Raw genomic sequence first — 15259 nt, 5'->3', positions numbered from 1 at the left:
ATTTACATCATTGGTGGCATACCGCCGCCCATTCCTGGATCCATAGGAAGGTCGTCTGCTCCACCTTTAGATGCAATTACATCATCAATTCTTAAAATCATTTCAGCTGCTTCGGATGCAGATTGGATAGCTTGTTTTTTGACACGTTTAGGTTCAATTACACCAGCTTCCTTCATGTCTGCTACTTCACCGGAGAATACGTCTAATCCCATGTAGAATGAGTCTTCCTGAGCTGCTCTTAAGTCAACTAAGGAGTCAATGCTGTCTAAACCTGCGTTTTCAGCTAAGGTTTTTGGTACGATTTCTAAAGCTTCTGCAAATGCGTTTACAGCTAATTGTTCCCTTCCAGAAATGGATTCTGCGTAATCTTTGAGTTTTTTAGCCATAGCGATTTCAGGAGCACCTCCGCCAGCTACAACCTGGTCGTCTTCGAGGGTTGCTGCTACTACACCAATTGCGTCTTCGATAGCTCTTACGATTTCGTCAACGATGTGTTTGGTACTTCCCCTTACGAATAAGGTTACGGATTTAGCTGCGCTGCACTCTTCGACAAAGATCATTTCTTCACCGGAGATTTTTCTTTCTTCAACGATACCAGCTTCACCTAAGTCTTCAGCGGATAAGTCATCCAAGTTGGTAATGACAGTTGCGCCGGTAGCTCTGGATAATTTTTCGATGTCTGATTTTTTAACTCTTCTTACAGCTAAAACACCTGCTTTGGATAAGTAGTGCTGTGCTAAGTCATCAATACCTTTTTGTGCGAATAAGACGTTAGCTCCTGCATCAACGATTTGCTGAACCATGTCTTTAATCATTTTTTCTTCCTGTTCGATGAAAGCTTGCATTTGAGCAGGGTCGGTAATTGTGATTTGAGTGTCAGTTTCAGTTTCTTTAACTTCTAATGGAGTGTTGATTAAAGCGATTTTTGCACCTTTGATTTCGGATGGCATGCCTGGGTGTACCCTTTCCTTGTCAACGATTACTCCTTCAACTAAGCTGGATTCTTCGACAACAGCACCGTCTTTTTTCTCGATTTTGATGTTATCGGTGTCGACAACGTTTCCATCAGCCACTTTCTGTACAGCTTCAACGATTAATTTTGCTAATGGTTCACGTGCTGCTTCGGTTCCTTTACCTGTCATAGCAGTCATTGCGACTTTGGTTAAAGTTTCAGTATCAACGTCATCAATTGCAATGTTGTCTAAGATTTCCTGAGCTTTTTCAGCTGCTTTTCTGTATCCCATTGCAATGATTGTTGGGTGAATGTCTGAGTCTAATAAGCTTTCGGATTTTTTCAATAATTCACCTGCAATGATAACTGCGGTGGTAGTTCCATCTCCGACTTCGTCTTCTTGGGTTTTAGCAACTTCCACGAGCATTTTTGCTGCAGGGTGTTCAATATCCATTTCTTTTAAGATAGTTACACCGTCGTTGGTTACGACAATGTCTCCAAGTCCGTCCACTAACATTTTGTCCATTCCTTTTGGACCTAAAGTGGTTCTTACGGTTTCAGCCAATACTTTACCGGCTAAAATATTGTTTCTTTGTGCATCTCTACCGACGGATCTGTTAGTTCCTTCAGGTAAGATGAAAATTGGTTGTCCTTGTGCCATATAATCACCTTTTTTTAATTTAATAAATAATTAGATCAGTTTAACAATCAACATGAAAAAATAAGTTTATAGTGTTGAATGTACCTTTCTACATATAACATGAGTTTAAGGTTATATAAATACTTTACTATTTAGTAAATTTTTGTAAGAAAAAGAATTATACAATGGATGAATCGATGAATTTAATTGATAGAACATTAAAAAGGATAATTGTAAAATAGACCAAAATATTAAAACAATTCAAAAAATAAAGAAAAATTGAGAGATTTAATCCCGCAAAAGAGTTAAAAACTCCCAATAAAATTATGCTGCATTAGCACATGATCCTATAGTGCCTATCGGATATTTATTATCCTCAGCAGGTGTTGAATCTTGAACATGTTCATTTAAATCAATAGAAGAATCCTTACTTGAATCAGAATATCCTGAACTGGTAGTAGAATATCCGCCATATAACGTCATGACACTATCATCGTTTTCATCGTATTCAACATATATCGTATCTGCAGAATTTTTAATAATTTGATTATTTATTTCATTAATTGTAGCATCTTCCTGAGCAATATCTGTCGAATTTATTGCATTAACTGCAGTTTTCTCTTGATCAATATTTGATGTGGCAAAAGCATAACTACAAAGAATAATCAACAATACCACCACAATTAAAAGTATCTTTTTAATATTAAGACCTCCTTTTTAATCAGTTCTAATATAAAAAGTTTTTCATTGAAAATATATTAAAATCAAAATTATTTAATACATTAACATTAATATTATTTAAATTATTCGGTACTTGGAAACCATACATCCCCGAAGTACTATTTATACTATGCATAAAAATCAATTTTTTGCCAAACATTTTAATCACTCCTCAGTACATAATAATATATGATATTATGCATATAAAACCATGATATGAATAATATTTAATAACATCGAATATGGTGAAAATTAATTTAAAATAATAAATAATATCCTACAACACATCAAAAATGATTCCATAATAATTTAAGATGCTTGCGATAATTATAATGTTTAAAAGAATTACTCTAAGAATTATTAACTCTAAAATTAATTTATTCAAATACCTTAAAAAAACAATATGAAATTCGGTGGGATAGATAGGGCAATTAAATAAAAAAAGTAATTATGATGCATTAATGAAAATGCATCACTGAAGCGTTTCTAACGTCTAGGCTCTTTTTTCTCTAATCTGAAAGGAGGTGTCCTTTCGATAGTTTCATAAGAGTCCTGTTCTTCTTGAAGTTCATTGAAGAATGCATTAATTTCTTCCAAACGTTTGATTTTGTCGTTTTTACGCAACAATTCGTTTTGGAGGTTGATAAACTCTTCACGTGAAACAGTTTGCTCTTTCAGGTATTTGAGCTCATTATCCTTTGCATTAATCTCATTTTGAAGCTTGTTCTGCAAGTCAATGTACTCGGTACGAGGTATTGTCTGTTCCTTGAAGTACTTGAGCTCATTGTCCCTTGCGGACAGTTCATTTTCAAAGTGGGTTTGGAGATTAACATAATCTCTGCGCGGGATAGAATTTTCTTTAAGTGAGTTAATCTCTTGATCCATTGCTGCAACTTCATTTTCCAATAGCTTTTGAAGACTTAAATAATCTTCTTTAGGGATAGACTGTTCTTTAAGGGTAGCTATTTCGCTGTTCATTTCAGCAACTTCATATTCAAACTGACTCTGCAGACTGTCATAATCCTCTTTAGGGATAGACTGCTCCTTGAGAGTAGTTATTTGATTATTCATTGCGGCAACTTCATATTCAAACTGAGCCTGCAGATTATCATAATCCTCTTTAGGGATAGACTGCTCTTTTAACATGACAAGCTGGTTGTCAATCATGGTAATTTCATTATCCTTTTGCTGGAGTTCCCTGTTCTTGAATTCTATTTGCTTTTCAAGCTCCATAATTTCCTGCTGGGCGCCAGCGTCGTTTTCCAGCTTGATAACCTGAATCTTGTAATCGTCAATGGTCCTTGAAAGACTGTTGATTTGAGCATCCTTTTCGGCAATGCTTCTGTAAGACTCGTTTAATCTTTCATTAACTTCGGACAGTTCTTTCTTCTTGTAATCCATTAACTGCTCAGCAAAATAAGTCTTGATTTCTTCCAAGGAATTGTTAACGTAATCAAGTTCATAAATGCGATCTTCCTGATTTTTAATCAGCAAATCCTTTTCGTCCAGTTGATTCCGTAGTTGATTTACTTCTTCTTCTGCTTTGAATTTTATTACGGAAACTTCTTTTTCTTTGTCTACAATATCTTGTTCGAGTTCTCTAATCCGAGAGGCAGAGTTATCATTTGCTTTTTCTACCTCGAGCTCTGTTAAATCGAATTTAAGTTTATTGAGCTCTAATAAACAAGACCTGACTAAAGATTGTAAAGCTTCTTTTTCAGAGTCTATTCCATTTTCCATTTCTATCCCTTAACTTAAAATTTATCTCAATATTGGAATTTACATATGTTTAATTTTTAAATTTAAAAATTATGTAATACTGCACAATATAATTAATTAATATTTAATATAGATGTCATACTATTTAAATTAAACCCTTAAATTAACCAAAAATAGAAACTAAAAAGATATAGAAACCAGTTAAAAAATATAGAAAAAAATAGAAAAAATAAAAAAAATAAACGAGTTAAATTAGAGGATTCTCTCATTAATTAACTCTGCGTTTAATACTGATGCTCCAGCAGCACCACGAATAGTGTTATGTCCTACAAGAACATATTTTAAGCTATTATCAAAAGCTTGGTCTTTTCTTAATCTACCAACGCTAACGGACATACCATTGCCTGCATTTCTGTCCATTCTTGGCTGAGGCCTGTCCATTTCCTCTTTGACAATAACCGGATTTTCGGGAGCTGAGAATAAATTTAATTCTTGAGGCAATGCTTTGAAATTTGCCATTTTATCTTTAACATCATCAATGTCAAAGTCATCGTCCAACTCAATAAATACTGCCTCGGTATGACCATCAATAACGGGAACCCTATGACATGAAGCGCTTAATTTGAAATTTGCATCGGTGACTTTTTCGCCATCAAAAGAGCCCAATAAGTGCAATGTCTCGGTTTCCATCTTTTCCTCTTCGCTGCCGATGTATGGTACAAGATTATCAACAATGGCCATTGAAGGAACACCGTTATATCCTGCGCCGGATACAGCCTGCATGGTTGATACCCTGATTGAATTAATATTGAAATTATCGGCAATAGGTTTCAATGTCAAGGTCAATGCGATTGTTGAACAGTTAGGATTGGTTACAATGAATCCATCCCATTTATTTTCCTTCTGCTGAGCGTCAATCATGTCTAAATACTCAGGATTGACTTCAGGGATAACTAAAGGAATGTTCTTTTTCATCCTATGAGCACTGGCATTACTTGCAACAACGTAATCTTTTGCAAAGTCCTTTTCGACTTTGGCTGCAAATTCAGTTGGAAGTGATGAAAACACAATATCTACATCATTATCCATATCTTCAGGATTCGTTTCACAAACAATTATATCTTTTACGGATTCAGGCATGGCATCATTGAGATACCAAGTGGTAGCATCCTCATATCTTTTACCTGCGGAACGTGCGGAAGCCGCAAGCGCCGTAATTTCGAAATCAGGATGATTATCCAATAATTGGATGAATCTTTGGCCTACCATTCCTGTTGCGCCGAGTACACCTACATTTACCATAAAAACACCTATTCTAAACCTAAAACATCATTCATACTGCTTACAACACCTTTTTCTGCAGTAGGAACGTATCTGATAGCCCTTATTACACCAGCTATGAAAACTTCTCTTGTATGTGCCTGGTGTTTGACTTCAAGTCTTTCACCGTCACCGATAAACATTACGGTATGATCACCGACAATATCTCCACCACGGATTGCATGAACACCGATTTCTTCAGGAGTTCTTTTTCCGACAAGTCCTTTTCTTCCGAATACACCGACTTCTTCAGTATCACGGCCAAGTTCTGCGGCAATGACTTCAAAAGCGGTCACTGCGGTTCCGGATGGAGCATCCTTTTTCTGATTGTGGTGAGCTTCAATAATTTCTATGTCATAATCATATAATAACGGAGCCAATTTCTTTAAAGTGTTGAAAAACACGTTAACTCCGATAGCCATATTTGATGAGATGACCGCACCGACATTGTTGTCGGCAACGTTTTTAACGTTTGACGCCATCTGCTCTTCAGTGAAACCTGTAGTTCCGACTACAATATTGACGCCGCATGAAGTGGCTGTCTTGATTGTTTCGACTGCTGCATGTGCAATAGTGAAATCAACCAGAACATCCGGTTTTGCGGCATTTAAGGTTTCCTCGAGTTTTTCTGAACCTGTGATTTCCACGCCGAGCTCGTCAATTCCTGCCTGAAGGCCGGCGTCTTTTCCTGCCAATGGAGTGTTCGGCATTTCAATGGCAGCAACTACTTCCATATCATCTTGCGCTGTAATTTTTCTGATAATTCCGGAGCCCATTCTTCCTGCAGCTCCGGTTACTGCAACTCTAATCATCTTAACACCTTAGATAAAATTTGAATCTTTTAAAGCTTTTTTGAGAATTTCTAAACTTTCTTCTTTCAGTGGAGCTAATGGCTGTCTTAAAGGTCCTGACGGAAGTCCCATTAAGTTCATTCCGGTTTTTACAGGAACAGGATTACTTTCAACGAAACATGCTCTGATGAAATCTAGCATTTCATAGTGAAGCTCAAGAGCACGTTCATAGTCGTCGTTGAGGATGCTGTCAACCATTAAAACCATCCTTTTAACATCAATGTTTGCTGATGCGCTGATTACACCGGTTCCGCCCACAGCCATGATAGGCAAAGTCAGGGAGTCTTCACCGGATAAAATGTTGAATTCGTCTTCAAGGCCTTCAAGTGAGAGTGCCCTGTAGATGTCTGACACCTTATCGACGCTTCCGCTTGCTTCCTTAATAGCTTCGACATTATCGAGTTTAGCCAGTTCGACAACGGTATCAACGTCAATGTTTATTCCGGTACGGGATGGGACGTTATATGCTATAATCGGTATGTCAACATTATCGGAAATGGTTTCGAAATGTTTTACAAGCGCATGCTGTTGCGGTTTGTTGTAATACGGAGTGATAACCAATGCAGCGTCTGCACCTGCATCACAGGCAAACTGGGTCAAGTCCAAAGCTTCGGATGTTGCGTTGCTACCAGTTCCGGCAACAGTCTGAACCCTGCCGTCAACTTCGTCAACCAGAATCTCGATTACTCTTCTGTGTTCATCATGATCCATTGTAGCTGACTCACCGGTTGTTCCGGCACCGACCAAACCGGATACGCCGTTGTCAATCAAATAGTTAATATTTGACCTGAAACCTTCTTCGTCTATTTTCAAATCTTCGGTAAAAGGAGTTACCATTGCAACATAAGTTCCTTCAAAATTCATTCTAAAACCTCGTTAAGTAAATCTAATGCTTTTTCACCATCTTTTATATCCACATATAATACTATTGCCGTTTGAGAAGATGAAATCTCAATTATATTGATTTTGTTCTTTCTGAGCGGCTCCGTAATGTTTGAAATGATGCCCGGCGTTTCATCAGCAAAGTTAGGGCTGACGATTGTAATCATAGAAGCGTCTTCACCTAAAGATAAAGAGCTGAAGAACTCGTCTTCTATCACTAAATGATGTAATAAGTGATATGCCTTATTGGATTCTGTCTTTTCAACGAAGACTGTCATTGAATTCTGACCGGCAGAAATGCCAAATATATTGATGTTGTTGTCTGCCAAACAGGAAGTCACTTTAGCCAAAAGCCCAGATCTTTTAAGCATTCCATCTCCAACAATTGCTATAAGTGAAATAGGATTTTTATATATAGTTACAGATTTCAAAGAATCACCTTCAAAAGGCCCTACTATACGAGTACCTTTTGCAGATAAATTCCCATGTTCAAAATTAATAATCTTGGCTGATATTAATGGATCTTTGTATGTTAATGCGTGAGGATGCAGAACTTGAGCACCGTGTGTAGCCAAATCCCTCAATTCCTCAACGGTAATTTCAGGCAAAAGCTCTGCCTCTTCGATTTTGTTGGGATCGGTTGACATTACGCCTTCCACATCTGTAACGATAATTACTTCACTAACATCCAGGCAGTGACCAATTAAAAATGCCGTGATATCACTTCCTCCCCTTCCGAGGGTGGTGATTTCTCCGCTAGGTCCTTTGCCTAAGAATCCACAAATAACAGGAACGATGCCCTGATTCAGGAGTTCTCTAATGCCTTCAGCCTTTTCATTGGTGGTCTTGAAGTCTATTTTGGCTTCCAGAGGATTTGAATCAGTCATTATCGGCCATAATTTGTTATAAGGATCTATAAATTCAGATTTCACTCCTAATGATTCAATAGTTGCTGAGAACAATCTTGCGCTAGTTAACTCACCCATGGCCATGATTTCTGCCTTCTGCTTGTCAGTTAAACCAGCTCCAATAGCGTCAGTAGATAGTCCAATTAATTCATCAGTAGTCTTGTTGACTGCTGAAACCACTACTACGATTTGATTGCCTTTCATATACTCATTTACTACGGACTGCGCCGCCTTTTTAATTCTGGCCCCATCTCCTACCGATGTGCCACCGAATTTTGCTACTATTAAATCCATTAAAATTCACACCTATTTCTTGAAATTTATAAAAAAAATTTCACAAATTTTCGAATACAAAGATATTCATTTATATTTTTATTTCACCATATTAATAAACTTTTAAAAAAATAGTTTTAATTAAAAAAAGGTTCAGTTTTGAAAAAAAAGTAAATTATAAAAAAAGAGAATAAATATGTAGAAAGCTTATTCTTGAGTTTGTTCAATCTTAACAAGCCTTGTAACATATCCAGCTATTTTATTTCTTAAATGTTTAGTACTTACGGTTGAGTATTCAGATACTAATTTTTTGTTTTCTTCAAAATCAGTGGTGAAAACACCTTTGTGAGTATCTACAAGTTCCCTTGCTAAACGTTTAACAAATGAAGTTCTAATATTACCCATTATTATTCCTCCTCAATATTTCATTCTGCTCATTTTTACTTAATATAGTCAGCATATCAACGATTTGATCAATTATTACTGCATCAATACCGTTTTCCTCAGACAACTTCTCGATTTTTGCATGAACCGCCTCTTCCCTTGTCTTATCAAATACGGGCATTCCCAAGTACTCCTTGGCAAGTGCGATATCCTTTGCAATGTGAGTTCTCTGGTAAATTAAATTAAATAATTCATTATCAATTTCATCAATGCGATTTCTAGCTTCTTCTAAAAGAATTTCGGCTTCCTCTTTGTTTTCAAAAGAATTAATCTCATTTTCGCCAGTCAAAAAAATCACCATATCTGATAATAATGATAATAATATAATTTATAATAATCATAGTATATAAACTATGGCATGAAACGGCAATTTTTTAAGGAATTAAGAATTTTTTTCAGTTAATAAAACATGCATCCGTCATTATCCACATCAGTTTCGATGACCCGTCCTTCCAGATTACTCCATGCGTCTTTAATATTGTCACAGGAGCCTTCATCGCAAACTGCCACAAATGATGATCCCGTTCCTGAAAGGCCTGAGGCAACGGCACCCGCCTGAAGAGCATCGATTGCAATGGCCGGGTCAAAGCCCAGGGCTGATGCGTATATCAGGCCATTTAAGTTAAGAGCCTTGAAGTAATCCTTATCTTTAGCAAATCCGAATGCTGTTTTTACAAGAGGAGCCATCAGCTTCATGCGGTTAACGTCGCTGTCTCCGGATTTTGCATGGAAATTGGGCATGTAAACAAGTATCTTATAGTCATCCATTTTCTCTTTAATGATGAATTCCCTGGCTTTATTGTTGGTTACTACAACGCCTCCGAAGTAGGATGCGGTTGCATCATCAAATGAACCGGTTATGGTAACTCCCGCTTCGATTGAGGCATCAATAGCCAGATTGATGATTTCCATATCCGTTAATGGAGTCAGGTCAAACTCTTCACATATTATTTTGGATGATACGGCAACAACGGCGTTTGAAGAGGCGCTGCTGCTTGAAAGGCCTGAAGCCATCGGCAGGGTTGATTGCGTTTTGATTTCAAGACCGAAATCGTTTTTATCAATATCATACCTTTCAAAAACCTTATCAACACATAAATCCATTAAATCAGTGCTTGCTCCTACATCATTATAGCATTTCACTCCGGAATCGATTGATTTTGCCTCGCATTTAATGTTAAGACCTATTCCAAATGCGGATCCGCAGCCTGTTGCTATTGCATTAATTATCGTTGCTGAACCGGGACATCTAACTTTCTTTATCATTATTTCATCTCATCGTAAGGGATTTCAACTTCACTAAAATCACAGGCCCTGTTTCGGGCGTTTGAAGCTAATTTTTTTCTGAACTCGTCATTTCCAATTATCTTATCAATGGCATCGGACAATGTTGATGCGTCATTAGGATTTATCAATAAACCGACGTCGTCATTAATTATTTCTTTTATTCCGCCGACGTTGCTTCCGATAACCGGCTTTCCACATGCCAACGCTTCAATTAATACCAGTCCGAAGCTTTCGGAAAATGAAGGTAAAACCAGAACGTCACAGCCGGGAATTATATTTTCAACGTCATTTCGTGAGCCCAAAAATCTGACATCAGGAATGCTTTCCTTTTCGACCTTGCTTTCAAGCTCGTTTTTCAAAGGGCCGTCACCGACAACAACAACTTCATAATCGGTTTTTGACAGTTTTTTAGCTTCAAGAATTAAATTAACGTTTTTACGCTTAATGATATTTCCAACAAAAAGGACTATCGGCTTTCCATTACTTTCTAAAGTATTTTTATTGTCCATGGAAAATTTATCAATGTCAACGGAATTCCAGTAGAGTCTTGTTTTGGCCTCGATTCCACTGACTCCCGTTGCCAGAATCTCATCCTTTAAGGCATTGCTTACTGCAAAGACCACATCGGCCTTTTTAAGTACCTTTTTAATAAACGGCCTCATGAATGACTGCTTTTTATACATTTCAAACATGTCTGAACCGTGTGCGGTGACATATGTCTTAATTTTATGCTTTGAGCCCACATCAACGGCGGCAGCTCCAGCAGGGAATAGGTAATGTCCGTGAATGATGTCAATGTCAACTTCCTTTAAAAGATTTTCCAGTGCCTTTTCGGCATTTCTCTTAAACATCAGACCCCTGATTCCGGGAATGTTAATTCCTGTAGTGCCTATAACGTGAATACCGTCAATATCGGCCAAATCCTTGTGGGGATATGTTATTACGTAAACTTCATGACCCTGCTTTACGAGTTCCTTTGATAACGTGTGAATATGAACGCCTACGCCTCCGAAATGGGGCGGAAACTGACCGAGCATAGCTATTTTCATACAAAGCCCTCCATATTGTCATTCAAATAATTTCCTTCCATGTCAACGAGAATAACGTCAAGCTCCAATTCAAAGCGCTGGGCGCAACGCTGCTTTATTGCTGTTGCGATGCTGTTTGCAACTTCCTTCTGAAGGTTTATTTCGCTTAGAATATCGAGCATGTCATCGGTTGTGGCCGAATCGTACAGCCTTTCAAGAATTTCCCTTTCGGCACCGCAGATTCCCGCATGGGTAATCATTATCTCACGCCTTCCGTCTGCTACGGCATGCTTTGTATTGAATATTCCTCCGGCGACCTTAATCAATTTCCCGATATGTCCAAAGAAGGTAAATCTGTCGATTCCTCTCTTTTTGGCTTCCTCAAACATGAATCCGACATAGTTTCCGGTTTGGATAATCTGTTCTTTTGTAATGTCCAGTCTTTTTAAAGCCAATTTTTCACCGATATTTCCCGGAACGAATACCAGATTATCAACCTTTGTTGCAATGGCCACATCGATTTGAGTAACTATGGAATTCTTATAGGCTTCGCTGGACATTGATCTTGCGATTCCTGTTGTTCCCAGAACGGAAATGCCTCCGACAATTCCAAGCTTTGGATTCATTGTCTTTTTAGCGATTTCACAGCCTTTTGGAATGGAAATGGTAACTTTTGCGCTTTTGCCTTCAGGAACCTTATCTTCAAGGTTCTTTCTTATCATTTTTCGCGGAACGGGATTTATCGCGTAATCGCCGACCTCAATCTGAAGGCCGGGCTTTGTGATTATGCCGACTCCTTCGCCACCTGTAATGATAACCTTTTCGCCTTCAAAGTCAATCAGCTCCACATGGGCAACGATTGCCAGATTAACAGTAACGTCAGGATCGTTATATGGATTCTTGTGGGCTACTGCACATGCGGACGAATCGGACAGCTTGCGGCAGTCGTCAATGAGAATATCCAGTTTCTTTTTGGGAGTTTCAACATTAACGCAAACAATATCTGATGAATCCAAAATGGCATCTATGGCTGCAAGAGAACACGCAGTGGCTACGGTACCCGTTGTAACGCCAATAAAATTATCATCAGTCATTTTCACAAAAATAAAAAAAAGAGAGAATCTATAATAAAGATTCTAGTTTTTCAATCAGTTCATCGTCGCTAGGCGCACCAATAAAGACAACTTCACCGTCAATGACAACGGTAGGTACAGCCATTATTCTATATTCCCTGGCTCTGTCAATATTGGCTGGATCATTTGCGTTAACGATTTCAACGTCAATTTGATCGCCAAATTTAGCTTTTGCATTTTCAGCAGCACTTACTGCAGCAGGACAATGAGGACATGAATCAGTTTTGAATACTTCGATTTTAATTGCCATGTTAATACACCTTTATGTTAATTTTTTTGTAATTATTTTATATATAATAGTATTTAACTGTTACCTAATATTAATATTTGTTATCAAACGCTCTCTGCAAATATATTAATATATAAAAGGAACAATATTTAATTGATTAAAATGGAAAATTTACCTGAAGATATTAAAAAAATAATAAACAGTGCGTACCCATACATTAAGGAGTTCAATCCCGCACAAAAGGCAGTTATTGAATCAGGATATCTGGAGGATAAATCAAATTACATCATCTGCATTCCAACGGCAAGTGGAAAAACCGTTTTAGGAGTTTTGCCGGCACTTAAAACCATTTTAAATAATGGAAAGGCCGTTTATGCAGCACCTCTCTTATCAATTCAAAATGAAAAGGTGCAGGAGTTCAAGGCCTTTGAGGAACATGGAATCTCAGTTGGAAAGCATCCGTCAAGCTCAGATTTGTCAGTTATGGTTTTCGAATCCTTCGATGCCCTTACCAGATTTCAATGGGACGTTCTTCGTGACGTCGATACGTTGATTATCGATGAGTTTCACATGATCGGCGAATACACGAGAGGTCCTACATTAGAGGCAGCCATCACAAGGGCGAAGATTATCAATCCTGGCATGAGAATAATAGCTTTATCGGCCACTTTAAGAAACATTGAAGAGATTGAAGGATGGCTTGAAGGAAAGTGCGTCGAGCATGACTACAGGCCTGTTCCTTTAAACAAGGAAGTCCTTGATGCGGAGATGTTCAACACGAAAAACAAGAATGACGTTATCGTTAAAATCGTTGAAAAGGCAATGCAGGACGAATCACAGGCATTAACCTTTGTATCAACAAGGCGCTTTACAGAAAGCCTGGCCACTTACGTTGCCAAAAAAATCAACAAGAAGCTCACCAAGGAACAGAAGATTCGCTTTAAAGAAGTAGCCAATAAATTGCTTGAGGTTCCCAAAAACAAGGGGTCTCTACCGACCACAACCTGTACCAAACTGGCCGAAGCTGCCGAAAAGGGAGTTGCCTTTCACCATGCAGGACTTTTCAATGAACAGAAGGAAATCATTGAAGACGAGTTCAGAAAAGGCAACATATTAATGATCAGCGCAACGCCAAGTTTAATGTATGGAGTCAATTTGCCGTCAAAAGCAGTTGCAATTAGAGATACCACACGCTGGACAAGCAACGGACCGCAGCCAATTCCTGTCTTTGACTATGAGCAGATGTCAGGCCGTGCTGGAAGGCCACAATACGATGACGTGGGTTACTCATATCTCGTTGCAAAGACCTCGGATGAAGCCATTAACTTGCAGGATTACTATATTCACGGTGAAATCGAGATTACCAATTCAAAACTGGTTGACAACAAGGATGCAGTCTACAAACAGATTATTGCACAAATCGCATCAACCTTATCAAAGGATCTGGATGAGCTGACCGATTTCTTTGAAAAGACACTTTACGGATATCAGATGAGCAACAATCCGTCAATGTCTCTCTTTGCTGCGGACAGCCTTAGATGGGAGCTTGAAAATGCCTTGCAGTTCCTGCTTCAAAACGGAATAATAAGGGCAACGCCTGAAGGCCTCAAGACAACGGAATTCGGTAATCTGATAGCCAAATCAAACTATGCCGTTGAAACGGCGGTCAAGATAAAGGAATACATCTCAACAATGGATTCCTTCAACATTCCGGAGTTCATCTATGCCCTTGCCGAAACTCCTGATTTGCCTTTAATCACGTTTAAGGGAAGGAAAAACAAGGATCCTGTCCGTGACAAGATGTCTGAATCAGGCCTTTTTGCGGTCGATATAGGAAATCCCGAAGCCACAACGGTGTCACTGATTGAATGGATTAATGAGAGAAACGAGTTTGAAATCGAAAACAAGTACGGAGTCTATTCAGCCTCAACAAGAAGGTCAGCCTATGAAGCTTCAAGGCTTGTAAGGTTTGCAAAAAGCACTTCAGAGATTCTGGGAAGCTATTCAGACCTTAAGGATTATGATATCCTGTCCGCAAGACTCTATTACGGCGTAAAGGAAGATATCATTCCTCTTGTAGTGGGAGTTAAACGCCTCGGAAGAAAACGGGCCAGAAACGTTGTGGAAATATTTGGAACCGATTTGAAATCAGTTTCCGAAAAAGAGTTGCAAAAAATCGATGGTATCGGTGAAACGTTATCCAAAAAAATAAAGCAGTTTTCAGAAAATTATTAGGGGAGGATTATCCTCCACCTTCTGCAACACTAGAATCCATTTCCATGTTTTCTAATTTTGCAGCCTTTTCTTTGTATTCCTCAACATCAAAGTCACGACCTGTTGGTATGTCTTTAACGTTGATATCTTTTTCATCAAGGATTTCGACTAAATTGGATTTATACCATAAACCAGTCTTATCCAGTAAAACCCAGCCGATTTCGTCTTCAATTTTAGTGTCGACTACTTTTCCAACAGTTCCAGTATCGACATATCGAACGTAATCATCGACTGAGATTTCTTTATCACGAGCATCAAATGCCATGATATTACCTCATTATAATTATTCTTCTTCTACTTCAACTGTTACTTCTTCAGCTTCTTCAGCTTCTTTTTCAATTTCAGTGCTTAAGAGAACGTAATCACCGATGGTTGCAATGTTTGAAAAGTCAACTTCGATGTAATCGTTGGATAAGATACCTTTTTTCAAGGAAACAACGAGTGACTCTACATTACCTTCTTCAACATCAATGTCAACATCTTCAATTCTACCTACTTCTCTTACTTTGCTGTCTAAAACAGTCATTCCAAAAAGTTCTTTTGCACGCATTTTATCGCCTCAAAATAATTATATATTAATTACTTAAACATAACCAATA

At 38.1% G+C, this 15259-nt stretch carries 16 protein-coding genes; 1 reads left to right on the top strand and 15 read right to left on the bottom strand.

Going from position 1 to position 15259, the window contains the following annotated elements; translation table 11 throughout:
* Positions 1–2 precede the first annotated feature (2 nt).
* The 13 genes from thsA to F3G70_RS00605 form a co-directional block, all read right to left on the bottom strand.
* Positions 3–1613, bottom strand: coding sequence for a thermosome subunit alpha (gene thsA / locus F3G70_RS00665; protein WP_149730788.1), 1611 nt, complete (start codon positions 1611–1613; stop codon positions 3–5).
* Positions 1614–1916: 303 nt separating this feature from the next.
* Positions 1917–2261 carry a hypothetical protein gene (locus tag F3G70_RS00660; RefSeq protein WP_188118010.1) on the bottom strand — a complete coding sequence of 115 codons (345 nt, stop codon included), beginning with the start codon at positions 2259–2261 and terminating at the stop codon, positions 1917–1919.
* 537 nt (positions 2262–2798) lie between these two features.
* The gene (locus F3G70_RS00655) at positions 2799–4052 is read right to left on the bottom strand and encodes a hypothetical protein (RefSeq protein ID WP_149730786.1); all 1254 of its coding nucleotides are present in this window, start codon (positions 4050–4052) and stop codon (positions 2799–2801) included.
* 231 nt (positions 4053–4283) lie between these two features.
* Entirely contained in the window at positions 4284–5333 is a 1050-nt protein-coding gene (gene asd, locus F3G70_RS00650; protein WP_149730785.1) for an aspartate-semialdehyde dehydrogenase, read from the bottom strand.
* Positions 5334–5341: 8 nt separating this feature from the next.
* On the bottom strand, positions 5342–6163 hold the full coding sequence (gene dapB, locus F3G70_RS00645) for a 4-hydroxy-tetrahydrodipicolinate reductase (RefSeq protein ID WP_149730784.1): 822 nt from the start codon (positions 6161–6163) through the stop codon (positions 5342–5344).
* A gap of 9 nt (positions 6164–6172) precedes the next feature.
* Positions 6173–7066, bottom strand: a complete 894-nt coding sequence (gene dapA, locus F3G70_RS00640) for a 4-hydroxy-tetrahydrodipicolinate synthase (RefSeq protein ID WP_149730783.1) — start codon at positions 7064–7066, stop codon at positions 6173–6175.
* Positions 7063–8286, bottom strand: a complete 1224-nt coding sequence (locus F3G70_RS00635) for an aspartate kinase (protein WP_149730782.1) — start codon at positions 8284–8286, stop codon at positions 7063–7065. Before F3G70_RS00635 ends, dapA begins: the two co-directional genes overlap by 4 nt.
* Before the next feature lie 186 nt (positions 8287–8472).
* Positions 8473–8670 carry a 30S ribosomal protein S17e gene (locus tag F3G70_RS00630; protein ID WP_149730781.1) on the bottom strand — a complete coding sequence of 66 codons (198 nt, stop codon included), beginning with the start codon at positions 8668–8670 and terminating at the stop codon, positions 8473–8475.
* Complete coding sequence (locus tag F3G70_RS00625) at positions 8663–8998, bottom strand: chorismate mutase (protein WP_223165965.1); 336 nt, start codon at positions 8996–8998, stop codon at positions 8663–8665. The genes F3G70_RS00630 and F3G70_RS00625 overlap by 8 nt, the downstream gene beginning before the upstream one ends.
* A gap of 110 nt (positions 8999–9108) precedes the next feature.
* On the bottom strand, positions 9109–9975 hold the full coding sequence (locus F3G70_RS00620; RefSeq protein ID WP_149730779.1) for a shikimate kinase: 867 nt from the start codon (positions 9973–9975) through the stop codon (positions 9109–9111).
* Positions 9975–11045: a glycosyltransferase family 4 protein gene (locus tag F3G70_RS00615; protein ID WP_149730778.1), complete on the bottom strand. Its 1071-nt coding sequence runs from the start codon at positions 11043–11045 to the stop codon at positions 9975–9977. The genes F3G70_RS00620 and F3G70_RS00615 overlap by 1 nt, the downstream gene beginning before the upstream one ends.
* Complete coding sequence (gene cbiD / locus F3G70_RS00610) at positions 11042–12118, bottom strand: cobalt-precorrin-5B (C(1))-methyltransferase CbiD (RefSeq protein WP_149730777.1); 1077 nt, start codon at positions 12116–12118, stop codon at positions 11042–11044. The genes F3G70_RS00615 and cbiD overlap by 4 nt, the downstream gene beginning before the upstream one ends.
* 28 nt (positions 12119–12146) lie before the next feature.
* The gene (locus F3G70_RS00605; RefSeq protein ID WP_149730776.1) at positions 12147–12407 is read right to left on the bottom strand and encodes a thioredoxin family protein; all 261 of its coding nucleotides are present in this window, start codon (positions 12405–12407) and stop codon (positions 12147–12149) included.
* 132 nt (positions 12408–12539) lie between these two features.
* Between F3G70_RS00605 and F3G70_RS00600 the strand changes: the two genes are divergently transcribed.
* Positions 12540–14621 (top strand): DEAD/DEAH box helicase, encoded by a 2082-nt coding sequence (locus F3G70_RS00600; RefSeq protein WP_149730775.1) that lies wholly within the window; start codon positions 12540–12542, stop codon positions 14619–14621.
* 7 nt (positions 14622–14628) lie between these two features.
* Here the strand turns inward: F3G70_RS00600 and F3G70_RS00595 are convergent, their stop codons facing one another.
* Together F3G70_RS00595 and F3G70_RS00590 are read right to left on the bottom strand one after the other, a co-directional pair.
* The gene (locus F3G70_RS00595; RefSeq protein WP_149730774.1) at positions 14629–14925 is read right to left on the bottom strand and encodes a DUF2098 domain-containing protein; all 297 of its coding nucleotides are present in this window, start codon (positions 14923–14925) and stop codon (positions 14629–14631) included.
* An 18-nt stretch (positions 14926–14943) separates the two neighbouring features.
* Positions 14944–15210 (bottom strand): PRC-barrel domain-containing protein, encoded by a 267-nt coding sequence (locus F3G70_RS00590; RefSeq protein WP_149730773.1) that lies wholly within the window; start codon positions 15208–15210, stop codon positions 14944–14946.
* Between the last annotated feature and the right edge of the window lie 49 nt (positions 15211–15259).

It is taken from the genome of Methanobrevibacter millerae (assembly GCF_900103415.1).
GTDB classification, from domain to species: domain Archaea; phylum Methanobacteriota; class Methanobacteria; order Methanobacteriales; family Methanobacteriaceae; genus Methanocatella; species Methanocatella millerae.
The sequence above is the reverse complement of the archived record's forward strand: the minus strand, read 5'-3'. Positions and strand labels throughout refer to the sequence as shown.